The sequence below is a fragment of the Telmatobacter sp. DSM 110680 genome, from assembly GCF_039994875.1.
Classification (GTDB): Bacteria; Acidobacteriota; Terriglobia; order Terriglobales; family Acidobacteriaceae; genus Telmatobacter.
This window is the reverse complement of record NZ_CP121196.1, coordinates 1,130,476-1,156,427: the sequence shown is the minus strand read 5'-3', so window position 1 is coordinate 1,156,427 and position 25,952 is coordinate 1,130,476. Positions and strand designations below refer to the sequence as shown.

Annotated in this window: 19 protein-coding genes; 8 read left to right on the top strand and 11 right to left on the bottom strand. The window is 58.2% G+C overall.

The window, feature by feature from the left end:
- Positions 1-31: 31 nt before the first annotated feature.
- From P8935_RS04630 to P8935_RS04615, 4 genes are all read right to left on the bottom strand, one after another.
- A complete protein-coding gene (locus P8935_RS04630; protein ID WP_348263849.1) occupies positions 32-1,258 on the bottom strand; it encodes a hypothetical protein in 1,227 nt (408 codons plus the stop codon).
- Positions 1,259-1,373: 115 nt separating this feature from the next.
- Positions 1,374-2,573 (bottom strand): hypothetical protein, encoded by a 1,200-nt coding sequence (locus P8935_RS04625; protein ID WP_348263848.1) that lies wholly within the window; start codon positions 2,571-2,573, stop codon positions 1,374-1,376.
- A gap of 191 nt (positions 2,574-2,764) precedes the next feature.
- Entirely contained in the window at positions 2,765-5,251 is a 2,487-nt protein-coding gene (locus P8935_RS04620) for an ABC transporter permease (protein WP_348263847.1), read from the bottom strand.
- A gap of 210 nt (positions 5,252-5,461) precedes the next feature.
- Complete coding sequence (locus P8935_RS04615; RefSeq protein ID WP_348263846.1) at positions 5,462-7,423, bottom strand: S9 family peptidase; 1,962 nt, start codon at positions 7,421-7,423, stop codon at positions 5,462-5,464.
- Positions 7,424-7,563: 140 nt separating this feature from the next.
- Between P8935_RS04615 and P8935_RS04610 the strand changes: the two genes are divergently transcribed.
- From P8935_RS04610 to P8935_RS04600, 3 genes are all read left to right on the top strand, one after another.
- Entirely contained in the window at positions 7,564-10,338 is a 2,775-nt protein-coding gene (locus P8935_RS04610; protein ID WP_348263845.1) for a glycoside hydrolase family 3 C-terminal domain-containing protein, read from the top strand.
- A gap of 128 nt (positions 10,339-10,466) precedes the next feature.
- Entirely contained in the window at positions 10,467-11,024 is a 558-nt protein-coding gene (locus tag P8935_RS04605; protein WP_348263844.1) for a YceI family protein, read from the top strand.
- A gap of 168 nt (positions 11,025-11,192) precedes the next feature.
- Positions 11,193-12,098, top strand: coding sequence for a pirin family protein (locus P8935_RS04600; RefSeq protein WP_348263843.1), 906 nt, complete (start codon positions 11,193-11,195; stop codon positions 12,096-12,098).
- Between the two features lie 138 nt (positions 12,099-12,236).
- On the opposite strand, the gene P8935_RS04595 is transcribed toward P8935_RS04600, so the two are convergent.
- The 3 genes from P8935_RS04595 to gluQRS form a co-directional block, all read right to left on the bottom strand.
- On the bottom strand, positions 12,237-13,637 hold the full coding sequence (locus P8935_RS04595; protein WP_348263842.1) for a DNA primase small subunit domain-containing protein: 1,401 nt from the start codon (positions 13,635-13,637) through the stop codon (positions 12,237-12,239).
- A 340-nt stretch (positions 13,638-13,977) separates the two neighbouring features.
- Complete coding sequence (locus P8935_RS04590) at positions 13,978-14,385, bottom strand: hypothetical protein (RefSeq protein ID WP_348263841.1); 408 nt, start codon at positions 14,383-14,385, stop codon at positions 13,978-13,980.
- A gap of 136 nt (positions 14,386-14,521) precedes the next feature.
- Entirely contained in the window at positions 14,522-15,412 is an 891-nt protein-coding gene (gluQRS, locus tag P8935_RS04585; protein WP_348263840.1) for a tRNA glutamyl-Q(34) synthetase GluQRS, read from the bottom strand.
- 147 nt (positions 15,413-15,559) lie between these two features.
- On the opposite strand from gluQRS, the gene P8935_RS04580 reads away from it, so the two are divergent.
- Entirely contained in the window at positions 15,560-15,889 is a 330-nt protein-coding gene (locus P8935_RS04580) for a PadR family transcriptional regulator (protein ID WP_348263839.1), read from the top strand.
- 3 nt (positions 15,890-15,892) lie between these two features.
- Positions 15,893-18,553: an ABC transporter permease gene (locus tag P8935_RS04575; RefSeq protein ID WP_348263838.1), complete on the top strand. Its 2,661-nt coding sequence runs from the start codon at positions 15,893-15,895 to the stop codon at positions 18,551-18,553.
- 46 nt (positions 18,554-18,599) lie between these two features.
- Here the strand turns inward: P8935_RS04575 and P8935_RS04570 are convergent, their stop codons facing one another.
- Genes P8935_RS04570 through P8935_RS04555 form a run of 4 tightly spaced genes read right to left on the bottom strand, consistent with a single transcriptional unit; the run spans position 18,600 to position 20,594 of the window.
- On the bottom strand, positions 18,600-19,109 hold the full coding sequence (locus tag P8935_RS04570; protein WP_348263837.1) for a hypothetical protein: 510 nt from the start codon (positions 19,107-19,109) through the stop codon (positions 18,600-18,602).
- Complete coding sequence (locus P8935_RS04565) at positions 19,106-19,711, bottom strand: DUF4252 domain-containing protein (RefSeq protein WP_348263836.1); 606 nt, start codon at positions 19,709-19,711, stop codon at positions 19,106-19,108. The genes P8935_RS04570 and P8935_RS04565 overlap by 4 nt, the downstream gene beginning before the upstream one ends.
- Before the next feature lie 24 nt (positions 19,712-19,735).
- Entirely contained in the window at positions 19,736-20,086 is a 351-nt protein-coding gene (locus P8935_RS04560; protein WP_348263835.1) for a hypothetical protein, read from the bottom strand.
- Positions 20,076-20,594 carry a sigma-70 family RNA polymerase sigma factor gene (locus P8935_RS04555; protein ID WP_348263834.1) on the bottom strand — a complete coding sequence of 173 codons (519 nt, stop codon included), beginning with the start codon at positions 20,592-20,594 and terminating at the stop codon, positions 20,076-20,078. The genes P8935_RS04560 and P8935_RS04555 overlap by 11 nt, the downstream gene beginning before the upstream one ends.
- A 206-nt stretch (positions 20,595-20,800) precedes the next feature.
- On the opposite strand from P8935_RS04555, the gene P8935_RS04550 reads away from it, so the two are divergent.
- The 3 genes from P8935_RS04550 (at position 20,801) to P8935_RS04540 (ending at position 25,932) form a co-directional block, all read left to right on the top strand.
- Positions 20,801-22,642, top strand: coding sequence for a hypothetical protein (locus P8935_RS04550; RefSeq protein ID WP_348263833.1), 1,842 nt, complete (start codon positions 20,801-20,803; stop codon positions 22,640-22,642).
- Positions 22,643-22,910: 268 nt separating this feature from the next.
- A complete protein-coding gene (locus P8935_RS04545; protein ID WP_348263832.1) occupies positions 22,911-23,246 on the top strand; it encodes a PadR family transcriptional regulator in 336 nt (111 codons plus the stop codon).
- A 4-nt stretch (positions 23,247-23,250) separates the two neighbouring features.
- The gene (locus P8935_RS04540; protein ID WP_348263831.1) at positions 23,251-25,932 is read left to right on the top strand and encodes an ABC transporter permease; all 2,682 of its coding nucleotides are present in this window, start codon (positions 23,251-23,253) and stop codon (positions 25,930-25,932) included.
- The last annotated feature ends 20 nt before the right edge of the window (positions 25,933-25,952 follow it).

Sequence of the window (25,952 nt, the reverse complement as noted above, 5' to 3'; positions counted from 1 at the left end):
CCGACGAAGGCAAATAGTCTGTTTCGATTGCTCAGTGAGGCTGTTGCGGCGCGTTGTCGGCCACCGTCAGCCGCACGACCGCGGAGTTCGCCGTGGCAGTCCCCGAAGTGCTCGAAGCGACCACCACTAAGTCGTCTCCAACACCTTTCGCAGTCCCGGACGGCACCGACAGCTTCACCTTGAAAGAGGATGTCTGGTGCGCGCCAATCGTCAACTCCCGCGTTCCGCCAAAGGTTGCAAACCGCCGTGCATCGGTTACGACCACCTTGAAACTCCGCGCCGGTCCCAGGTTCCTGATCTCGAACTCCGCCACGTACGTTGATCCAGGCGCCAACTCATCGAAATCCAATTTCGGAACTACCGCTACGGTCTCGGCATGAAACAGAGGCCCGAAGAAGCGCTGAAATTGCATCCCCTTTGTATCCTGTCCACTCACCGCAAGGCGAAACGGCACAGCCGGTAGATCAACATCACCGCTAAATTCCAGGAATTCTCGGTCCTCACCTACCGCGTTCATACGCAGTTTCTGCAAAACATCGCCACTCTCGCTCACAAACGAGAAGTCGGTAGTCTTTGCCTCCTCCGCCGAGATTGATGCCTGCAGAGTGGCGGGTTCACCCGCCAGCGGCTGGCCTTGAATCCTGAACATTCCCTCATGCCCTGGCCGCCCTCCCGGCTTCACGAACTCGGCACTGATGAAATAGATCTCGCTCTGCGCCTGCACCTCAAGCCAGTACGTCCCGCTTCCATTCAACTCCGCATGCCATTGACCGGGCTCCGGCTTCGCTACAGTAATTAGCCGCCCACAGTTCAATTCCGTATCTTCAGTGCGCAGCGAACCTTCGCCAACTGCCTGCCCGTTCGGTCCGCGCAGCACAAGCTTGCTCCCCTTTGTGTCAACTGAGAATGTGAACGTGATTCGTTCCGTCGTCGAGTCCACGGGGATTTCGAGCTTCTGCGTCACGCCATCCAGCTTTGCCGAAGCCCATAGCACCGTCGAGACATTGTCGCGCGAAGATTCACGCATCAGCTGCATCGACTTGCCGGCCTCACTGCGCTGCAGAAAGAGAGGCACTCCGCCGGTCTCGTTTGCGGTATGAATATAAGCTGGATCAGCAGGACCGCAGGCGCCCGGCTGAAAGCTGCGCGAGGTATTCGCGTTGCCTGCCTGCGCGGCAACAGCCGCAGAAAACACAAATATTGCCGCCGCTGCAAATGGACTTTTGCGGATCGATCCGACTTTCCCTATTTGAATCATTGCGCAAAGTCTACCTGTCGAAACGTCAGAAAGGCGTCAGAGATGCGGCTTCCCTTGCAAATATGCCAACCTTTTCGGTGATGCGCGCCGTTGAGCTACCAGGATCGAAACGCACTTAATGTCCGTAGCGCCTACGCGAAACGTTTGGGCTCGAACTCCCCGGACCATCCTGTTGCGCAGGTGCAACCTGCGTCTCGGTGCGCTCATACGACGGCACAAAAGGTTTGCCGTCGATGATGTACACCACCGTCCAGGCGACGTCGACCGGCTGCCCGTCCACAAGGTACGGCTTAAACTTCCACTTGTTCACCGCTGTGACCAGGGCATCCTTCAGATTTTGGCTCCAGAAGAACGCGTCCTCGGTCCTCGCCTTTACCGTTCCGTCTTTGTGAATAGTGATCGGAACCGGAAATGCGCCCCGAAATGGAAATCCATCCGGCTTCAGCGGAATCGATGCGCCCACTTCGTACACCGACACCGGCTTCGCATGTCCCGGCTCGATGGTGTACGGCTCTGGAATCGCGTCTTGCGCCGGCTTCACCAGGTCAAGGTTGGCATCCTTCAACGGCTCCAGCAATGTCACTTTTATCTCAGCGGTTAAAGCGCCATTGAAGATCACCTTGACATCCCGAGCCACAGTGCGTCCCTCGAACGGCTGCAAATCCTCACACTGCACCGATGTGTCAGAAGTCGCGGTGAGCCGCAGATGATATTCGCCGTCAAAGCACATGGTCGGAAACAGCCAATCCGGATTGGCCTGTTCCGCATAACGTTTCGGATCGATCACGGAAACACAAGTTAACAAGATGCCAGCGGTGTTTACCCGTTTCACGTCCATCTCGTAATTCGGCAGCACATTCGCGGCCTGATACAGCGGATCGAGCACAGGACGCGCGACTCTTAGTACCAGCAGACGATGATCAAACCCGACTTTAGTCGGCTTGCTCAGCAGTTGCTCCGTCGCCGAAACACTCCACTCGCTCCCGGTCAGTCTTTGTTCAGAACTCTTGAATGTCCGCGCCCACTTGTCCCGCGATAAGTGCCACTCCTCCATCGTGCCGCTCACTGGTTTAGAAGCACCAAAAGGAATGACTTGGAAATCTGCCTTCATGTGCCATGGCGTCGAATCGTCCCCGCCCAGCGCATTCGTCTTCACTCCGGCCAGCATCACTCGATGCGCCAGATCGCTGATCTTGGCAGCGCTAGTCACCTGCTTTTCGCCGGTAGATTTTTGGTCGTCGGGAATCTGTTTGGCAGGAGCAGTCTGATGATCACCAACGGCGGGGAGTTCGCCCGCGGCAGACTGCGCTTTCATCCTTGACGAACCGGCTACGGGTATCAGCAAGGCAGCGCACGCGAGCCCTGGCAGCGCTCGTCGGCTCTTGAACAAGAAAAATAAACGGATCATGGAAGGCCCCAACTTTGCGACCCACCATCTTACACACTCCGGATCAGACTTTGATCTGCACGCGTCCCGAGCCCTCGCCGATCTCTGGTCCCTGTCTACTACTCGTCCCGCAGCGCCTGCATGGGCTGAATTGATGCGGCCCGTTTTGCAGGAATAAATGCAGCAACAAGCCCAATCGCCGTCAACACCGCCGCCACGCTGACATAAGTGCTTGCATCCAGCGGCTTCACCTCATACAAAAATCCCTTGATAAGCCGTCCCGTCGCAAAGGCTAGCAGTAGGCCAGCTACAAGTCCGGCACCAATCAGAATCGATCCCTGCCGCAACACCAGTTTTGCTACGCTTCCGCGCGTGGCACCAAGCGCCATGCGTACCCCGATCTCGCGTCTCCGGTAGCTCACCAACTGCGACAGTACTCCATACAATCCCGCGATCACCATTGCGATGGCTAGCCCCGCAAACGAGCCCACTAAATACAGCCCCAGCCGTTGACTAAAGGTATTCTTATCCACCGCTTCCTGCATTGTCTGGAAATTATCCAAAGCGAATGCCGGCGCCTGTTGGTGAAACACGTTTCGCATCTCCTGCATCACCGGAATCTCGCCGCGAGTCTTCACCACAAATGACACCACCGTCTTCAGTAGCGCCTGATAAAACAACGAAGTTGTCGGAATCTGCTGTTGCGACAACATAATCAGCGGCTGCACCGTGCCACCCACACTCGAATCCACCTGATCGCCGAGTACACCAACAATTGTGAATGGCTTGATCATTCCCGTATCTTTGCCACCCAGGTTAATCTGCTTGCCTAGCGGATCTTTGCCGGGAAAATATTTCTTCGCAAGCGCTTCGTTGACCACCACAACAAACGGCGTGGTCAGTGCATCACTCTCAGCGATCATCCGTCCGCGCACGATCGGCGTACCCAGCGTACGCGCATAATCCTCGCTCACAGCGGTCATGCGTGCCTGGGGCCGGTTCGCTCGATCCAACGGCTCTCCTACAATTTCAAAGCTTGAGTGCAGATCCATATCCGATAGCGGAGGAGCTGTTGCCATCGCGGCACTCTCTACGCCCGGCACCTGCCTGATCCGCTCAAGCACCGGCTCATACGTAATCGTCGCCACCGAAGACGGCGCATTTCCCGTATCCTCCGACACCGCCATGCCCGAGAATCCAGCCGCATCTGATGGCATCGCCATGAAAGTCGTAATATGCGCCGTCTCAAATCCAAGCCGTGATTGCTCCAGATTCCACAGCGTGCGGAACAGCAGCCCAGTCCCCACCAGCAGTAGCGTTGATAGCGCCACCTCGCCGGCCACCAGCCACCCGCTCAGCTTGCCTCCTGCAGACTTCGAACCCAAACCACGGGAAGCAGCCTGTAATGCCAGTTGCGGATTGGCCCTCGCCACCAGCAGCGCAGGCAACAACGACGACAGCACCGTCGTCAACGCGGCGATCACCGCCAGCACCAGAAGCACCGTCCAGTGAATCGCAATCGTATCCGAACGTGGGATCGTCCCATCGGGCAGTTTACGAATGCCGATCATCGCCAACTCCGCCAGCGCCACGCCCACTCCGCACCCCAGCAGGCTCAGAAGCAATCCCTCTGACAGCATCTGCACCATCAGCCGTGAGCGCCCGGCGCCCAGCGATGCGCGTACCGCGAATTCCTGCCGCCGTCCCAGCGCGCGCGCAATCAGCAGATTCGAAACATTGGCGCACGCGATCAGCAGAACGAGTCCCAACGCCGTCAGCAGCCCGTACAGCACCGGCTTCACCGGTCCGGTCAGCACTTCCTGATAGCGGTCCACACGAAACGTGACCGGCGTGTCGTTGTGTTCGTGCGGAATTCGAGCGCCGATTGCGCTCGCCTCCTGCTGCATCTGCGACACCGTCACACCCGGCCGCATAATTCCGGCCACGTTGAAGAAGTGATACCCGCGCTGCGTCAGCATCTCTTGGGTCGGCTGAACCGGCAACCAGATGCCCTTCTTGAGATCCGCTCCCATGCTCTCAGGAAAGCTGAACGTCGCCGGCATGACTCCCACCACTGTCGCTGGCTTTCCGCCCACCTTCACAACCTGTCCGACAATATTTGCGTCGGCATGAAAGGTCTGCCGCCATAATCCTTCCGACAGCAATACCACCGCAGGGCCGCCCTGCTTCCCTTCCACATCTTCGAAGGTGCGTCCCAGCAACGGACGCTGTCCAAGCATCGTGAACAGGTTCGACGTCACACGCGGAGCAACCACACTCACCGACCCATCTTTTGCCTCCAGTACGCTGACGTCCTCGGCATACCCGACAGAATCTTCCAGCAGCTTCGATTGCGCATGAATATCCGCATAGTTCAGCCACGAGGTCGATCCGAAGGTTGGCTTGTCGCCTCCCGGCCCGATAAACACCAGCCGGTCAGAGTGCGCATACGGCAACGGTCGCAGCAGCACGCTGTCGATCACCGTGAATATGGCTGTATTCGCTCCTACACCCAGCGCCAGTGTCAGAATCGCCAGCAGAGCCATGCCCGGGGTGTTGCGCAGTTGCCGCATGGCATACCGCAGGTCGTACAAGAAGTTCTGCATTCTGAATGCCTCCCGGAAGATAGGGACACGAGTCTTACGGAATTCAAGCAAGTGAAGTTCCAAAGAGGCTAGAGAAGTCTGTCAATGCTTTCAGCCAATTCCGCGATTGCCGACTTCTCCAGCATCGTAGCGGCGTCCATAAGCATCTCTAACCGTCCGAAATCGAACAGTGATGGCCGGTAATTCGCGCAGTTAAGAAGCCTGCCGCAGCTACTTGTTGTACTTAGCCAGCCACTCCGCCAACTCCTGCATAACATCCAGCCGCTGTTCCCACAGCACAGGAAAATGCGGCGACCCCGGATACGTCACCATTCGCACCGTCTTGCCCCGCGCAGCCAGAAGCTGGAAATACTCTGTCCCTTGAAATGTGGGTACACGCTGGTCGGCTTCGCCATGCAAAATCAGCAACGGCGTCGTCACCTTATTCGCAAAATACACCGCAGAGAACTTGCTGAATGCGGCTGGATCTTCTTCTGTCCACCGTGCGTCATAGTCCACTTGGGCGATATCGCTGGTCCACAGGAACGGAGCCCAGTCCGTAATCCCCGCTCCCTCAATCGCAGCCTTGTATCGCCCTGTCTGCGTCACAGTCCAGGACGTCATGAACCCGCCGGCACTCCATCCAAAGATCGCAAGGCGATTCGGATCGGCCCATCCCTGCGCGATTGCGAAGTCTGTAGCGCTATCTACATCCTCATACGCACGATCACCAAAATGTTGATAAATTGCCGCCAGGAAATCCGCACCATACCCCGTCGATCCGCGATACTGCGGTTGCAGCACTACGTAGCCTAGTCCCGCAACGGTTCGCGAAAACGCATCGAAGGCAAGTTCATCATTCGCCTCAGGCCCTCCATGCGGCAGCACTAGGAATGGATACTTCTTCCCTTTTTCATACCCGGCAGGAAATGTCGCAATTCCTTCGAGCGCTCTCCCGCCTTTGCTCTTCCACTGCACCACCTGCACCAGTCCCAGTTCGATTTCCTTCAGTTGCTCATCGCCCTCATGCGTGATCTTGCGCAAATGTTCGCCCTCTGCCACAGCCACATTCCCCATATGTGTCGGATCGCTCACCGTAAACGCCAACTGCTCACCGGCTGAACCCTCGGCATACTCACTCTCAACTGGCGTTCCTCGCACAATCCCATCCGGCCAGGCATATGCCGTCTTCAATATCCCATCGCGAAATTCATCCACCTCGCTGCGCACGCCACGGTTCACAGACACCCAAACGCGACCGTTCGCATCGCTCGCTAGTTGCACTGCCGTCGCATTCAAATCCGGCGTCCGATCCTCAGCGGTTCCCCCTGCCGCAGGCACGGTCCAAACATGCTCCGGAGTCAGAACCAGCGACTTGGTAGACAAAAACGCCAGGTCCTTCCCGCCATTCACCCAGGCAATTCCATTTACTGAATTTGCGATATTCGCAACGTGACGAGAACCCGACGCACTGCAAACGTCGATCATCGAGCCCACCTCGTGATGCCCGATCCGCGGCACCTGCGACAACACTGCCAGAGATTGCGAATCTGCACTCCACGCCGCCGCGCTTGCGCCCCCGCCCACCGTGATCGCTCCCGAAATGTACTTCAGGTCTTTGCACCACCATGCGCCATCAGTCCCGTTCGCGTTCACCACGTAGAGGCTCGTTTCCTCCGGCTCCTGTACATGCCTGGAGTTTTCCAGCGGGTCTGGTTCTCGCGGATCGGCCGTCATCGCAAATCGCTTCCCATCCGGCGATGGGCTCGCCGACCCGACTCCTCGCGGCAACGCCACAATCACCGTTGGCGCAGATGCAATCTTTCCCTCCTTCACCGCGAACACCGCGAACTGCTGATGGTCGTTCACCTTCCATCCGCCGTAGAGGCTCTGCCCATCGCGCGTATATCCCATGGGATGAAATCCATCCGGCATCTCGAGCTTTTTCGCGTTATTCCCGTCAGCGCCAACCGTCCACCACTCCGTATGCGTGGGCCCCTTCTCTGCCCCAAACGCCACGCCATACAAAATCGTTCCATTCGCGCTCATCGCCGCAGCATGCGCACTATGCAGCCCGGCCCAGTCCTTCGCAGTAAATGGTCCATGCGCCGGCTTCGCCTGTCCTACCGCCATCACCGCAGCGAAGGCGAGCGTCACGCCTTCCAACGCAAGTCTTTTTAGCCGAATCCTCATCACGGATCCTCCTCGTTTCAATCAACAATTCCAGCCATGGATCAATTCACCCGAATTGTAGTTCGCCAGGTTGGCAAGCAAGCCGACCTTTGTGACGATTGCCCTCGCGCCTTACTATGGCTCTTCGGAGAATGATCCTCATGCGCCTGCATCCAGCCGTGCTCGCCATAGCCTTCCTGTTCCCTCTCACCGCAGCGGCGCAAGCTCGCGCGCAGACTCTGACTCCACCACCCACAGAGGAGCAAATCAAAGCGGCAGCTGCCCTCCCCTTCCGCGACCCCTCACTTCCCATCGAGAAACGCGTCGACGATCTAGTTGGCCGCCTCACCTTGGAAGAGAAAGTCTCCCAGCTTATTGACCGCGCCGCGCCGATCCCGCGCCTGGATATACCCGCTTACAACTGGTGGAACGAAGGCCTCCACGGCATCGCTCGCTCCGGCTTTGCCACCATGTTCCCGCAAGCCATCGGCAACGCCGCCACATGGGACGCACCACTTCTTCACTCGATTGGCGAAGTCGTCTCGACAGAAGCTCGAGCGAAATACAACGACGCCATCGCCCATAACAATCACGATCGCTACTTCGGCCTCACCATCTGGTCGCCCAACATCAACATATTTCGCGATCCGCGCTGGGGCCGAGGCCAGGAGACCTATGGCGAAGATCCTTTCCTCACCGCCCGTCTCGGCACTGCATTCGTTCAGGGCATTCAAGGGGACGACCCAAAATACTTCCGCGCTATCGCCACGCCCAAGCACTATGCCGTTCACAGCGGACCTGAATCTACGCGCCACAAGGCTAATGTCGATCCCACTCCGCACGACCTCTGGGATACGTATTTGCCCGCCTTCCGCGCTACCATCACCGAGGGCCACGCCGACTCTCTCATGTGCGCCTATAACGCCATCGACAACGTCCCCGCATGCGCCAGCAAAATGCTCCTCGGCGACATCCTCCGCGGCGATTGGCATTTCAACGGCTTTATCACCTCCGACTGCGGCGCTATCGGCGACTTCTCTGAGCCCTACGGCCATCACTACTCCACGGACTTCGCAGCCGGCTCAGCTGCGGGCATCCTCGCCGGAACCGACACCGACTGCGGAACCGAATACCTCAAGCTGACCGACGCCGTCCACAAAGGCCTCCTCACCGAAGCTCAACTCGACGTCTCTGTGAAGCGCCTTTTTACCGCCCGGATGAAACTGGGCATGTTCGATACCCCCAATGTGGTCCCCTTCTCCTCCATTCCGTACTCGGTCGTCGACTCTCCTGAACACGTCGCCCTCGCCCTTCGCGCCGCCCGCGAATCGCTGGTTCTGCTCAAAAACGAGGACCGCTTTCTCCCTCTTGATCCCGCCAGGGAAAAAACCATCGCCGTCATCGGCCCGCTCGCCGGATCCCACATAGCTCTCGAAGGCAACTACAACGCCATCCCGCTTCGCCCTATCCTCCCCATCGACGGCATCGAACAGGAATTCGGCCACGAACACGTCCTCTATGCACAGGGGGCGCCCTACATCATGGGCGGCGAACTACCCGTTCCGCGCACCATGCTTGGACTACCCACAAATCCTCCGGGCGTACCCACAAGCCTCTCTGGCAGCGGTCTTTATGCCGACTACTACGCCCACGGTGGTTTTGAAGGATTGCCGGCATTCTCGCGCGTCGATAGGCAAATCGACTTTGACTGGGCCTTCGCCAACCCTGTAGAGCCTCGTGACACCATAACCCAGGCGTTCGCCGTTCGCTGGATTGGAACCTTTGCTGCGCCCGTTCCAGAAACGCTTAACCTCCAGCTCCGCCTCCCCTTTTGCTATCCCTGCGGCGGCAAGGTAAAGTTCGCCTTCTATCTCGACGGCAAGCAGCTCGTGCCCGACGCACCGCCATCACTAACGACCAACAAGCTCCCGCCCTCCGGCCGCAATTACGGAGCGATCCAGCATTTCAACATTCCGTTCGCCGACACCCGCCCCCACGACATCCGCATCGAGTACATCCAGACTGCCCGTATTCCCGGCTCCGGCATTGCCTTCGAGTGGAGTCCGCGCCACGAGCTGCTCCAAGACTTGGCTGTTGCCGCCGCAAACAAAGCCGACGTCGTCGTCGCCTTCGTCGGCCTTACGCCGCGCCTCGAAGGCGAAGAGATGAAGGTGGACGCCAAGGGCTTCTCCGGCGGCGACCGAACCGACATCAACCTGCCGGACGTTCAACAGGAAATGCTCGAAGCCGTCGCTAAAACCGGCAAGCCCATGGTCGTCGTTCTACTCAACGGCAGCGCCCTTGCCGTGAACTGGGCAAAAGACAACGCTCGCGCCCTCCTCGAAGCCTGGTACCCAGGCCAATCCGGAGGCCAAGCTATCGCGGAAACCCTCAGCGGAAAAAGCAATCCCGCGGGTCGCCTCCCCGTCACGTTTTACAGCGGCATCGATCAGCTTCCTGCTTTTGACGACTATTCCATGGCCAATCGCACCTACCGCTACTTCAAGGGCAAGCCTCTTTTCGCATTCGGCGACGGCCTCAGCTACTCCACCTTCTCCTACACCGACCTCAAGCTTTCAACCAAGACCCTCAACGCAGGCGATCCGCTGACCTTGGAAGCCGACGTGAAGAATACCGGCTCAATCCCCAGCGATGAGGTATCTGAGCTTTACCTGATCCCCCCACAATCATCTGTTTCGCCCAAACTCGCGCTCGCAGGCTTCCAGCGCGTCCACCTCAACCCCGGAGAAACCCGTCACATCACATTCACTCTCGACGCCCGCACCCTCTCGCAAGTCGACGAGAAGGGAATTCGCGCCGTAACGCCGGGCAACTACAAGTTTTCTCTAGGCGGATCTCAATACGACGGCGACACGGCCTCGTCTGTCCAGTCCGTAACATTCACCATCATCGGCGGCAAACAACTTCCTCGCTAGGACCGATAGAGTCAGGGCAGAAATTCCAGCTTTTTGGCCCCTGCTCCCTCACCTAATCCCTATCCTAAAAATATTTGTTGCAACAACTATCTCCCTCGCGCATCCAAGACAATTGAAAGGAGCCACCCATGGCCAGTTCGACCCAATCCCCCGCAGCAATCACCACCTGGAAGCTCGACCCTGCCCACTCCCACGCCGAGTTCAAGGTCAAGCACATGATGATCTCAAACGTAAAAGGAAGTTTCACCGGCCTTTCCGGCACGCTCTATGAAAACCCAACGGACCCCACCCTCTCTACTGTTGAGGCTTCGATCGATATCGCCACCATCAGCACTGGCGACACTCAGCGCGACGCCCACCTCAAAAGCGCCGACTTCTTTGACTCCGAGCAGTACCCGGTGATGACCTTCAAGTCCACCTCGGTCAAGCCCAATGGCGACGGGGGATACAACGTCACCGGCGATCTTTCCCTCCACGGCCAGACGCGCCAACAGGTCTTCGTAGTCGACGGCCCGAGTGCCCCCGCCAAAGACCCATGGGGCAACACCCGTATCGGCCTATCTGCCACGGCCAAGATCAGCCGCAAAGACTTTGGCTTGAATTGGAACGCTGCCCTCGAAACCGGCGGCCTCCTGGTTGGGGACGACGTTCAAATCACCCTCGAAGTCCAGTTCATAAAGGCCTAAATAGCAGTGGTCAGTGATCGGTGGTCAGCCTGACAAGCGGACCGGCAGGCTTGCTCAACTACCCCATCTCCCGCCTGAGCAAGGACCACTGACCACCAAAAACTACTTGTTGCAACGAATATCTTCCTCGCGTATCTAATCATGTGTAAGGCAAAAAGTGAGGTCACCATGTCTCTTCGCGCGGTCAAACAGATTCTTGAAACCAAGCCCACCATCGAAGGAGCGGGCGTCAAACTCCAGCGCGCCTTCGGTTTCGGCAAAACCAAGGACTTCGATCCATTCCTCCTGCTCGACGATTTCCGCAACGAGAACCCTGCGGACTACCTCGCTGGCTTCCCTTGGCATCCGCATCGCGGCATTGAGACCATCACATACGTGCTAGCCGGCGAGGTCGCGCACGGCGACTCGCTTGGCAACAAGGGAAAAATGACTGCAGGTGACGTCCAATGGATGACCGCAGGCAGCGGCATTCTCCACCAGGAAATGCCCAAAGGCGATGCCAACGGCCGCATGCACGGCTTCCAGTTGTGGGCCAACCTGCCCGCTTCTTTGAAGATGACCGACCCCCGCTACCAGGACATCCCGTCTGCTGCAATACCCGAGGTAACTGAGGACGACGGAACGAAAGCCCGCATCATTGTAGGCGAGTTCTGGGGCAAGCGCGGACCGGTCGAAGGAGTCGCCGCTGACCCCAACTACGTTGATATCTCGGTGCCACCCAACAAACTGCGCCGCATCAAGGTTGAGGTCACGCGTAACGCATTCGCCTACGTCTTCGCCGGCGCTGGCACCTTCCGCGACGCATCGGACCCGAAAGCCGTTCTCACTGAGTCGGCTGTCGATCCCAATGCACCGGCAAAGTACGACGCGAAAAACCATTCGCTCGTGCTCTTCGATCGTGGAGATGAGATTGTCGTCAAGGCCGGGCCGGAAGGCATTCGTTTCCTGCTCGTCTCGGGCAAACCGCTCGAGGAACCGGTAGCGTGGTACGGCCCGATCGTGATGAACACTCAGGCCGAGCTGAATCAGGCGATGCACGAACTCCAGACGGGCAAGTTCATTAAGCACCCGTAACGCTTGGCGAGCGGAGAGAGCAGAGACCTCTGCCTCTCCGCGGGGTGCCTTAATGTTGTATCTGAGACTTGCGTTTTTGCTACCAAGCGGCACAAAGATTTCCCTGTCGGCCAAATCTCCGGGGTCCAAAACTGAGAATCAACCCTTCGCTTCCTTCCATTGTCTTGTAGGGTCATCATCTGGATCAGGCACTCCTTGCGCGGGCCGCGAGGCCTCCGGCACATTCCGCAGGTTCACCCGAATCCGATACCAGACGTACGCAGTCCCCCGCATCCGATCCACTAGCACATCGTCTGGAGCCAGCAACTTTGCAGCCTCGGGATGCTGCTGCTTCCAGCGCTCCAACCCGGTTTCTGCAGCTGCTTTGTCAGGACTTTGCGCGACGATGATGAGCGGCATTTTCGGAACACGGGCAGCGCGCTTTGGCTTTGGTGGAGAAGATTCAGACGCCGCTTCCTTCGGTGGGGCCGCTTTTTTCGGCGATTGTCGACGGAACCGATGTTCGCCGAAGCCTTCCTGAAGCTGATCAGAGAATGGTTTAGCCCGGGAGGGGGCAACACGCTTGGCCTCTCCCTCCATCTTGGCGAAATGCGGCGGCCACGGCGCGTCGCCGATCCCATCTGCCTCATCGCGAGCAGCCATCTCCAGCAGCGCATCCAGCACTCCCGCGTACTGATCCATCGGTGCATGCGGATCGCCGATCTTCGCCAGCCGATCCGGTACGGTGAGCACGGTAAAGTCGGCGGGATCGCACGTCATCACCTCGTCCCAGCCCAAGGGAGTGCTGACGCGTGCATCCGGCAGCGGCCTCACCGAATAGGCAGAACAAGTCGTCCGGTCCTTCGCGTTTTGGTTGTAATCCAGAAAGACGCCATGCCGTTCTTCCTTCCACCACTTGCTGCTCGCCAGCGAACATCGCTTCTCCACTGCACGCGCCAGCGCCAATGCCGCTTTGCGAACCTCCGTAAAACTCCACCGGGGCCTGATCCGCACGTTGATATGGATGCCGCGCGACCCGCTGGTCTTCGGCCACCCCCGCAAACCCAGTTCCTCCAGCAGCGACTTGACCTCCATCGCTACCGCCCTCACGTCGTTCCACTCAACGCCAGGCTGCGGATCAAGGTCCACCCGCAACTCATCCGGATGATCCAAGTCTCCGCTGCGCACCGGGTGCGGGTGCAACTCCATGCAGCCAAGGTTTACGATCCACGCCAGGCCGGCGGCGTCATCCACGACCACTTCTTCCGCAGTTCGACCGGAGGGAAATGACAGCGTCACCGTCCGCATCCACTCCGGCAGATCGCTGGGTGCGCGTTTCTGGTAGAACGGCTCCGCTTCAGCGCCATTCACAAACCGCTTCAACACCACGGGTCGATCCACGATCCCCCGTAGCGCCCCCGGCGCCACCGCCAAAAAGTAGCGAACAATGTCCAGCTTGGTCAGCTTTACGCCGCGCGTAAAGTAAGGCTTCTGCGGGCTGCTGATGCGCACCACCCGCCCCGCAACCTCAAGCAATTCTGCATCGTCTGCCTTCGCCATTCCAATCCTCGCCCGCGAAGTGTGATGCGTACTATCAGCAGCGCGTCCGCTCGATTAGCCCAAGATCAAAGCCGAGTCGCCACGAGCCACCTGTTCCTTCGGCTGCTCTGAAACTGATCATGCACCTTGGCCTGTCGAGACCACAACGAATTAAGCGAAGTCGAATCAACCCGATTCATACCGAACATTCGGATACGAAAACAAAACCCGAGGCATTCGGCCTCGGGACTTGCACCACGATTCTTGAGTCAGATTCGGAGAGCTACTTTTTTAAGCAGACATGCGGTTGAAGCCGGGGTGTCATTCCGATCCTCAAGGCTGAAGCCAATGGCTCGAGACGTTACCGTTCGTTCGCCGCGTAAGACCGCGGATTTTCGAAGCTCGAAAGAAGAAAATCCTGAACAGGAGCCTTGCGAATAGAAATCACGCTCGCGGAGATCGGGAAGAGATCAACCGGAGTCTCGCCTTCCGCTTCCGGCGTGGTCACTTCGGCGCGTTTCTCCTCCAACCTGAGTACCTTAGGGATTTCTATAGATTCTGCAAGCACTTGCTGGATCCGCTCTTCAATCCTGTGTCTCAATTCCAGATGCGCAGCTTCTTCTTCTTCCTTCCGCTTTTTCTTCCCGAATAATGAAGACAGAAAACCTTGTTTATCGTGGTGTGCCATCGTCCGCAGACTCCTTGGGGGAAAGTAGTCGGTTGTCGATGCGCTATCCCGCGCCGGGTCGATCTCGTTGCCGAACTTCAACGGTATATCAAGAGTGCCAGAAATACCACTTTTGAGCTATCCCCGTATGGTCACACCCGGTAATCCAAATAGTCATCGCTTATAGGGGTACTCCGGGAAAGTCGCAAGCGTTTGCGCAACTGCAATGGGCAACGCTTCAGACCGCTGATCCCAGCACCTCATCCGACTTCCTTCCGCGCCGCCGCAGTTCCCGAATACTCAGAGCATCATGCCGCTTCGCCAGCCGGCGCCCCTGCCCATCCACGCTCAATGCGCAGTGGAACCACTGCGGATCTTGAAGATCGAGCGCGCGATTTAAAAGTATCTGTCGCGCAGTCGATTTCAGGAGATCGGCTCCCCTCACCACCTCCGTAATCCGCATGGCGGCGTCGTCCGCCACGCACGCCAGTTGGTAGCTCGGAACACCGTCCCTTCGCCATATCAGGAAGTCCCCAAAATCGATCCCTGCTACAAACCTCTGTCGTCCCATATTGCCGTCTTCAAACTCCACTGCCTCCCCGTCCGGTACGCGCAACCGCCAGTTGAGCCCTCTCGGGCCAGCTTCCCCGCTTGCTCCGCACGCAGATGCGTCGAGGGTTCGGCAAGTTCCGGGGTACACCGGCTCATCTTCCGCATCCTGTCCTCGTCCTGCGCTCTCATGCGGAGCACCTAAGGACGCCGCCATATCCTTGCGCGAACACAGGCAGGGGTAAATGAATCCGCCCTCGTGTAGCCGCCGCCATGCCGCCAAGTAAATATCGGTCCGCTCGCTTTGCGTGTAGGGCCCGAACGGGCCGCCGACGTCTGGCCCCTCATCCCAATGCAACCCGAGCCAGTTCAGGTCTTCGAGCGCCGCCTCCGCATGCTCTGCCCTGCTCCGTTCCCGGTCTAAATCCTCCATCCGCATCACCAGCGCTCCGCCTGCCGCACGGGCCCGCTTCCACGCGGTGCAGAAAGTTCGCGCGTGTCCGATGTGCAGATATCCCGTCGGCGAAGGCGCAAGCCTGCCGCGATACCCCGAAGGCACGAATGAAGACCGGCGATCCATCTCACGTCCAGTGTAGACATCGGGATCAACGCGGTTTCAACCTTTCTGGATCTACTTCACCGCAAGGAAACTCATTCACCGCTTTCCCTTGCACTTCGACAAGAGTTGGCATATTCTCTTGTCGAAGCGAAAGGGAAGAAACGAAAGGTGACAGGCCGAATTGAATTGCCGCAGGGAACACTCGATCTTCTGATCCTGCGCACTCTCCTTCCTGGCGCACAACATGGTTGGGCGATCTCAGAACGTGTACAACAGGTCTCGAGCGAGGTACTCAGCATCCAGCAGGGGTCGCTGTATCCCGCCCTCCATCGGCTCGAACGACGCGGATGGATTAAGGCGCGGTGGGGCACATCCGACAATAACCGTCGCGCAAAATACTACGAGCTGACACGGACTGGCGAAAAGCAGCTGGAGCGCGAGACAGAAGCCTGGCGAAAACTGACCGTCGCCGTGGCGCAAATTCTGGAAGGAGCGTGAGCCATGCTGGATGACCTGCGTTATCGCATCCGCGCGTTATTCCATCACACGGCGGTCGAAACAGAACTCGACGAAGAACTCAGATTCCACTTTGATAAACAGGTTGAAAAATACATGAGGTCAGGCATGACAGATGAAGAAGCCAAGCGTCGCACGCGCATCGATTTTGGCGGTCACGAGCAGGTAAAGGAAGATTGCCGGGAGGCTCGCGGCACCGCGTTCATTGAGCTAACGCTGCAAGATGCGAAATACGCACTCCGCCAGCTTTTCGCCAATAAGACCTTCTCCCTCGTCATGATCCTCACCCTGGCGCTCAGCATCGGTGCCAATAGCGCCATCTTCAGCGTCATCAATGGCGTACTGTTGAAGAGGCTGCCATACAGCCAGCCCGATCGACTCGTACGTATTTTTCTCTCCAGTCGTGAGTATCCAAAGTTTCCCCTCAATCCTTGGGATTTCCTGGATTTCCGCGCGCGCAACCATTCGTTTTCTTCCATCGCGGCTTTCACACGGGGTGACGTGCAGCTCTCCGGTGATGGCGAACCCGTGCGTTTGAACGCCTTCGGCATAACCTCCGGATACTTTCGTGTGCTTGGCCTTCAACCGCAGATTGGTCGCGAATTCGATTTTCAGGCAGAGATTCCGGGAAACGGACTCCAGGTGATTCTTAGTGATCGCCTGTGGCGCACGCGATTCGGTGCGGACCCGAACATCATCGGCCGCAAGGTCACCATGAACATGCAGCCCTTCACGGTAATCGGCGTCATGCCGGCCGGCACTGAACATCCAGGCAACGAGTATCATTCCGTAGCCTATGGCGAAAGTGTTGACGTGTGGTGGCCGTTTTCCTTTGCCGGGAATCCAAACCAACGCGGATCGCACTTTATCGAGGGCATTGGACGGCTCAAGGATGGTGTAAGCCAGGAGCGCGCACGCGCAGAGATGAATGCGATCATGACCCAGATTGCCCGGGAACATGGGAGCAATGATTCAGGCTGGACTGTTCTCGTCGTGCCCCTCTACACGGAGCTGGTCGGCACCAGCCGCCAGTTGCTCCTTGTGCTATTAGGCTCCGTCGGCATCGTACTGCTAATCGCTTGCGCCAACGCCGCAAACCTTCTCATGGTCCGGGCTTCGGCACGTCAGCGTGAGATTGCCGTCCGGCTTGCCATGGGCGCGCAGCGCTCTCGCGTGGTGCGTCAGTTGTTGACCGAAAGCCTGCTGCTCTCGCTCACCGGTGGAGCGCTTGGGTTGGCACTTGCGTATGGCGGAGTGCGCGCACTCGTCGCGTTGCTGCCTGCCGGCTTCCCGCGCGCCCATGATATCCACGTAAGTGGACCCGTACTGGCCTTCACGTTGTTGGTAAGCTTCATCACCGGAATCCTCTTCGGCCTAGCTCCAGCACTGCAGGCCTCGCGAACCGACCCAAAAGAAGGCCTGCAGAAGTCCGGAAGAACTTCGACCGCGGGCCGGAATCAAGGCCGCTTGCGCAACGCATTAGTGATCGCAGAGGTCAGTCTTGCCAGTGTTCTGCTCATCGGCGCCGGCCTCATGCTGCGCACCTTTCTCAACCTCATTCATCTCAACCCCGGCTTTCAGCAGGATCACCTGCTGACTGCAAGCTTGTCTTTGCCGCACGCGCAGTACAAGACGGACGAACAGACAGCGCAATTCTACGACCGCCTTACATCAAGCCTGAACGCGCTCCCCGGGGTGGAAAGCGCCGGCGCGGGCAGCGACCTGCCCTGGACCGGCTACGACGAAAATGCGGGCGGTTTCACCATCGAGGGAAAGAAGCCCCCGCCTCACCAGGAATTCCATGCGCGCTATCACATGGCGACAGCCGGCTACTTTAGCGCCATGGGGATTCCATTGCTCGAAGGTCGCTTCTTTACCCAGGCCGACAAGAAAGATGCGCCAATGGCTGTCATCATCAATCATGTAATGGCAGAGCGCTACTGGCCCCACGAGGACGTCATCGGCAAGCGAATTACTTTCGCAGACGTACCCAAGAAGGACTCCGACTGGATGACGGTTGTCGGCGTGGTCGGCGATGTAAAAGATCAACCAAACAGTCCAGGAGCAGAGCCCGCCTTCTGGTGGTCAGAGCTTCAGGTTTCAGAACGTGATATGTCGATCGCCATTCGCACTCGTTCCGACCCGCGCCAAGTTGCCGACGGACTTCGCGAGGCGGTGCATCGGCTTGACCCCGCGCTCGCAGTCGCCGATATGAAGCTGATGGACAGCGTGGTGGACACCTCGGTTTCCACACCCCGCTTCGCATTCGTTCTAGTGGGTCTGTTCGCAGCACTTGCCATTCTTCTCGCCGCTATCGGAGCCTATGGCGTAATTGCTTACACGGTGAGCCAGCGAAGCTCGGAATTCGGCTTGCGTATTGCCCTTGGAGCGCAACGAACCGACCTTCTGCGCATGGTGATGGCCCAGAGCGCAAAACTGGCGGTGCCTGGAATCATCTTCGGAGTGCTCCTTGCGCTGAGTCTGAGTCGGGTAACGCAGAATCTCATCTACGGCGTGAGCGCCGCAGATCCGGCGATTCTGTTCTCGGTGGTTTTACTGGTTCTCTCCGTTGCGCTCGTTGCCTCATACGTGCCGGCACGACGCGCATCGCGTTCCGATCCAATGGTGACGCTGCGTGCGGAGTAATACGCTCGCAGCGTCCGTCCCAACAACTTTGCCTGTCAACAACAGATCAGTCTGAATCATCGTCGTGGTCGCCATCGTCGCGATGATGATGCGCGTACTTGCCGATGTTCTCGCTCAGATGATTCGGATCCACTGACACCTGAACCACATCCATTTCGTGCCCATCCAGATCGAGTACAAACAATCCCATTCTCTGCCCTTCGGGATGCATGTAGATCATCGTCTGGCTGTTGCCTTTGCGGCTGGTCTCGCGAATCACGCGCTCCCATTCGGACCCCAGTTTCTGCTGGACCATCTTGTTCAGCTCTTCACCATCCACGTCCGCGTGGAAGTCGTCGATCTCGGCGACGTGCATGCCGTTCACGCCGCCGTCTGTCGCCTTATGTGAAATCAAGCTGATCAATCCTAGAAAAGGAATGCGTTGTGCATGCACGTGATATTTCGTTTCGATAGAGTTCACCACGCTGTCAAACCCGCCCTGCGCGCCGCTTGCCAGGACCACGACCGGCACGGCCAGTGCTACGAAGCAAATGGGGATGAGAATTAAACGCTTCATTCGTCACCGTCCTTCTTGGACTTGTCCTTGTCGAACTTGTCCTTGTTCTTCCCGTGCGAGCCCGTATCGATATCGCCCAGCGATCCAAGACCACCCAAGCCCGAAAGCTTGTGCAGATCTTCCATCTTGACCGGACCGAGAATCAAAACGATGCTCAGTTCCTTCGGCTCTGCGCTCAGAATGAACATCCCGTGCGTCTCGCCATTCACCAGCTTCACCATCACGTCGGTGGTCTCCCCGCTCCTCTTGTCGTGCTCGCGGACAATCGGCGACCACTCAGCGGTCTCAAAATACTGGCGCAGCTTGTCCACATCCACCATCGAGTACTGGCCGTCCTTGTCGAACTCGTAGTCGCGTACATAGATGCCGTCGAGACCTTCGATCAAGTGCCGCGTGGTCGCCTGATCCCCGTCCTTACCGTTCAGGAACTTCGCGGCAAACGCCAGCATGTTTTTGCCCAGCGTCACCTCAGTCACATTGGAAGCCTTGGCAGCCAGCTCCTTCTCCACTGGTGACGGTAGAGGCAATTGCGAATTCTGCGCCACCGCAGGAATGAGCAGTCCCACCATCACCAGAAATAAAATTGCAATTCGGTTCTTCATCGAACTCTCCTTTGCTTGCCTTCGCTACTGATCGGCGCGATTGCGCGCCACCAGCCGCCGGTTCATGTCGTTCAGCGCGTGATTGGTAATCCGCAACGCCGTTAAAACTTGTTGTGCAGCTTCTTCGCCCTTGCGCCGGTCCTCGACCTGCCGCCAGCTATAGCCGCCGGCGATCACGCCCACCAGCAGCACCGATGCCGCGAGCCGCTGCCACCAGATGGTGTAACTCTGCACGCGATCCGTGCGCCTCGTGGCCCGCTGCTGCAGAATCCTGCGCTTGAGGCTTGGAGGCGCCGGCCGGCGCTCCATCGCCTGTCGCAACTCGCGTTCAAACTCGCCATCGCGATCTGGCTGATCCGCCCGCTCAAAGTCCACGAATATACTCCTTCAACTGCGTTGTTGCCTTCGACCGCAACAGCTTCAAACCCCGCTGCAGATTGCTCTTCACCGTTGCTACTGGCGCCTCAACGGTCGCCGCAATCTCTTCCGGCGACAAATCTTCCTGATACCGCAACACCAGCGCCGCTCTCTGCGCTTCCGGCAACGTCGAAAGCAATTGCTCCAGCCTTGCGCTTAACGGTGACGAGCGTTCCTCGACTGGGGCTCCGTGATTTTCTTCAATCTCTACCCACAAATCCACACCGCGCACTTTGCGCCGCCGCAATGCATCTGACGACCGGCTGATGGCCACACGCCGCAGCCAGAACATTGCGTGCTCGGGGCTTTCGATCCGGTCCATATGCCTGTCCAACTCCAGAAAAACATCCTGCGCAACCTCTTCCGCCAAGCCGCGGTCGCCGGTCATGCGCCACGCAAGCGAGAACACCATGGACTGATGCTCGTCCACCAGTCGCTCGAAATCCGGATGCCACTTCTCGGCCATGGGTTTCGCTTCTACTCTCTTATCCGCAGGGAAACGCGGTTTGGGATGCAAAAGGTACGTTTCCTGCCAAAGAAAGTTCAGCAAGGCGGACACATTACCAAAAGCTGCTCGCTCCCCGCCCTTGCGAGAGTTTTCAAAGCCCCAAACGCCTAAAATCACCCCATTAATCCAAAGACACCCCGGATCCTGCTGTGAGGATAAGTGCCATGAGATGCAAGACTTTACTCGGCCTGTTGATCCTGGGATCAGTGTGTTTGGCAGGGTGCGGCGGTATCACCAAAACCAGCACACCCCCTCCCCCCTCCCCAACCATCACCTCCGTCGCCGTCTCCTGCATTGCATCGAGCCTCCAGCCAGGGCAGACCAGCCAGTGCTCGGCTTCCGTCTCGGGAACCGGGGCGTACAGTTCAAGCGTGACTTGGTCCGCAGTTTCAGGCACTGTTTCCAGCACTGGCCTTTATACCGCTCCATCGACCGTGCCAACCTCCGGCTCCGATAGCGTCAAGGCGACCTCAACTGAAGACAGCACTAAGCTGGGAACCGCGAAGATCGCTATCGCCGCACCAGCAACTCCAACTATCACTGGTGTCGCGCTCGCCTGCAGTCCAGCTTCCATTACCGACACGCAGACGTCTTCGTGCACAGCGACTGTGACCGGCACTGGAGCTTTCAACAACACCGTGAACCTTGCGATCAATCCGGCTGCGGCGGGGACACTGAGCGCATCGACCGGCGTTAAGTCGGGAACGGTTGTCCTATTTACTCCTGCAAATACTGGCGCAAACTCTGTCACCATCAAGGCAACATCGACCGCGGACTCTACTAAGTTCTATTCCGTTCCGATTACGGTGACAGCATCGGCGGCCGGGCCGTCCTGCGCAGGCATGAGCACCGGAGACAACGCCAGTCTCAACGGCTTTGTTCCTTTCACGCCCACGACTGCGTGGAACACCGACATCTCGTCAGCTCCACTCGATCCGAATAACGCAGCGATCACTTCCGCCTCGGGGTTTGCGGGCCTGCATCTGCATCACGACTGGTCTTCGGTGGCGGGAGGAAATTACGGCATTCCGTATGTCGTTGTCGACTCCAGCACAACACCCCTGACTCCTATCTCCGTGGTCGACTATGCGGGTGAAAGTGATGTTGCCTCGGCGCCGTTTCCGATAACCGCGCCCATTGAGGGTTCACCCGCCGATTGCAGCGGATGGCCCGACACTTACATCGGCGATTCACACGTACTGGTGTTGGATCGGCAAACCTGCATGCTTTACGAGACCTTCAACACACATCGCTGTAACGGAGCATGGAGTGCATCGTCAGAAACGATCTGGGACTTGAAGAACTACGATCGCCGTCCCTGGGGCTGGACATCGGCTGATGCCGCCGGCTTGCCGATCTTTCCCGGCCTCGTGCGCTACGACGAGGTCGCAGCCGGTGCAATCAATCACGCTATTCGTTTCACCATGCAGCAAACCAAGAACGATGCCAACGGCGGATACTTTGTCGCACCTGCAAGCCATGCTGCGGGAACCGTGTACGGCGTCAGCAACATCATGGGGATGCGTATCCGCTTAAAGGCCAGCTTCGACATCTCGAGCTACTCCGCCGCCAACCAGGTCATCCTCACCGCAATGAAGAAGTACGGCATGATCCTCGCCGACAATGGCAGCTACTTCTACTTCCAGGGAGTGCCCGATCCACGCTGGAATGATGACGACCTGCACAACCTCGACTCTATCCAATCTTCCAACTTTGAAGTGGTGCAGATGACGCCCGCCTTCCCTGGCTACGACGCCAACACGGCGCCTGCCGGAGAACCTCCGATCATCAACAGCTTTACGTCCTCCGCTTCATCTGTGGCAGCCGGAACACCAGTCACGCTCAACTGGAATACAAGCAACGACTCTTATGATTTCATCGACGTGCTTGGCGGCGTTAGCGGAGGAACCGTAACCACCACGCCAGCGAAAACGACCACGTACACCTTGAACGCGACCAACCAGTACGGCCGAGCCACAATGCAGGTCACCGTTACCGTGCACTAGAAGAGAACCTCAATCAGCGGCGCGTGTACGCTCGTGCTCGCCAAGTCGGGCGATGCCTGCGGAAGATTCTCCGCGGCCGACTAAGTCGTTCGAAGCTTTCACTGCGAATTGACAGGAACAATTTCGCGGAAATTTGACAGTAGAGGACGGTTGAACATCTTTCGGTAACTCTTCCATCGGTGGACGGGAACCGGAGCGTCTCCTCGACGCTTACAGTTGATGGTCACATCTTGACATTCAAGATGAGCCAATGCTATCTTCACCCATCATGAACGATCAGAACACTGACGTGATTCAGGGCACGCTGGACATGTTGATCCTCAAGACCTTGAGTCTCGAACCACTGCACGGTTTCGGTATCGGCCGCCGTGTCGAACAAATCTCGCGGGGTGTCTTCAAGGTGAACCCCGGATCGCTACTCACAGCCTTGCAGCGGCTGGAACGCGCCGGCTGGCTGGATTCCGAGTGGCGGCAAACTGAAAACTCGCGCCGCGCGAAGTTCTACACCCTCACTCGTGCCGGCAAAAAGCAGCTGGAAATTGAAGCAGCTGAGTGGATCCGCCGGGCATCCGCAATTGCCAGGCTGCTGCGTGAAGGAGCTTAACTCTATGTCCCTCTGGCGTCAGCTCACCTACGGGCTCCGTGGATTGGCTCGCCGCGCAAACAGGAGCCAGGAGACCGACGAAGAGCTTCGTCACTACTTCGAGGAAGCAACTGCCGCCTGGAGAGCTCGCGGACTCTCTGCTGAGGACGCGATACGGGCGGCGCGGCGGGAATTTGGAAGCACGGCCGCTATCGAGGAACAGGTGCTTTCATACGGATGGGAAAACTCCGTCAGAACATTCTTTTCCGACTTGCATTTCGCGGCGAGGCAACTGCGCAATCATCCGGGATTTGCGGTGATTGGCATCCTGACGCTGGCGCTCGGCGTCGGCGCAAGCACAGCCATCTTCAGCGCGATCAATCCCATTCTCTTCAAACCGCTTCCCTATCCTAACCCTGGCCGCATTCTCATGATTTGGAGCACCAATCAGGGTGCTCGGTCCGAGGTGTCCTTCGGCACATATTACGAACTCGCACAACGCAGTCACTCCTTCGACACCATCGCCATCTTTGAGCCATGGCAGCCGACCATCACCGGTGGGAGCCAGCCGGAGCGGCTGGAAGGTCAAAGCGTAAGCGCCGGTTTCTTCCGCGTCCTTGGAGTTTCTCCCGTTGTCGGTCGCGATTTTCTCGCCTCCGAGAACGTATTCAACGGCCCAAAGGTCGTCATTCTCAGCGACAAGATTTGGCGTCGTCTTTTTCACAGCGATCCTGCAATTCTAGGCCGCGCAATCAAATTGGGCGATGACAACTACACCGTCGTTGGCATAATGTCTCCTGACTTTGAAGACGTGCTTGCGCCTTCAGATGAGATCTGGACGCCAACGCAATACGACCCAGAGAAGATGGCAGGCAACTTCAACAGTTGGGAGTGGGGAAATCATCTGCGCATGATCGGTCGCCTCAATCCGGGGCTGAGCCGCACCGAAGGCAAAGACGAACTGACTCAGATTGCGCGTTCCCCATGGCGGGAGTTTCCCCGTCCGCGCTGGGCCTCGCTCCAACATGGGCTGATCGTCGATTCATTGCAGGACGATATCGCCCACACGGTGAAACCTGCGTTACTTGCGGTGCTTGGCGCAGTCATTCTGGTTCTGGCAATTGCTTGGGTAAACGTCGTGAATCTCGTGCTTGCGCGAGGTTCGCAAAGGCGGGGAGAATTTGCGGTCCGTGGTGCGCTCGGCGCGTCGAAACGGCGCATCATCCGACAGCTCATCACTGAAAACCTGCTGCTGGCCTCATTCGGCGGAGTAGCAGGCATCGCAGTGGCTATAGTCACCCTACGCGAACTCGTCGCCCTCAGCCCCGCAGAACTCCCGCGGCGCGGCGCCATAGCCATCGATCCTGCCACCTTTTTCTTCGCTTTCGCCATCACTGCCATCATCGGCATCGCTTCTGGGCTCATTCCCGCAATCCACATTTCGCGTGAAGAGCTGCAAACCGGACTCCAACAGAATTCACGTCGTTCCGCGGGCGGTGGCACTGCGACGCGACGCGGACTGGTCGTCAGCGAAGTCGCGCTGGCTTTCATTCTGCTTATCAGCGCGGGATTGCTCCTTCACAGCATGCGGCGTCTGTTGGCGGTCGAGCCCGGTTTTGATTCTTCGCACCTGCTCACGATGCAGGTCGTCACCTCGGGCCATCAGTTCGATAACCCCGCCTCCGCACCCGACATTGGCGACCGCACCCGGCGTCGCTTTTTCGAGCAAGCTCTTGATGCCGTCCGGCGCTTGCCGGGCGTTGAGGACGCTGCTTTCACCAGCCTGCTCCCGCTCAGCGATGATCCACCCGTCGATGCCCTGTACGGCGCACAATTTGAGGATCAGGGAGCTGACGCGGGTTATAACGTGTTTCGTTACGCAGTCAGTCCCGGTTACTGTCAGACCATGGGCATTCCGTTGCTCAGCGGCCGTTTTCTCGATGAGCGCGATACAGCCTCTGCACCGCAGACGGCGCTCATCAGCGAATCGATGGCCAAAAGTCATTTTGGTAGCCAGAACCCGCTGGGCAAGCGTCTCCACGTCGGCCCCAGGGATCGGCCTTGGTACACCGTCGTCGGAGTGGTCGGCGACGTGAAGCAAACATCCTTGGCGATCAATCAAGCTGACGCGGTCTATCTCGCCACCGAGCAGACCTGGTTCGCCGATGACACGCTGTCTTTCGTGATTCGAGCCCGCGCCCAACCAGCGGAACTCGCTCCGGCGATCGAGAGAGCGATCTGGTCGATCGACAAGAACCAACCTGTTGTTCGCGTCATGACGATGGATCGCATGATTGCCGTCACGGAAGCGGAGCGAGGATTTGTACTGATTCTCTTTGAAGCTTTCGGCATCGTGGCTCTGGTGCTGGCTGCCGTTGGAATCTATGGCTTGCTCTCGGGCAACGTCACCGAGCGAGCCCGGGAAATCGGTGTGCGTGCGGCGCTTGGCGCTTCCCGAGGCGACATCCTGGCGTTGATTCTCCGAGACGGAATGCGCCTGACTGGGCTCGGTATCGCCGTCGGTCTTTGCGGAGCCATTGCCGCCACCCGCGCGATTACTACGCTTCTCTTTGGCACGTCGCCTCTCGATCCCATCGCTTGGGTCGCAGTCATCCTTATGCTTGCAGGTGTGTCGGCAATGGCATGCTGGGCCCCCGCGTGGCGTGCATCGCGCGTCGATCCGTCGATCACTCTACGCGCCGAGTGATTATTTGCTTGAAAGCACCG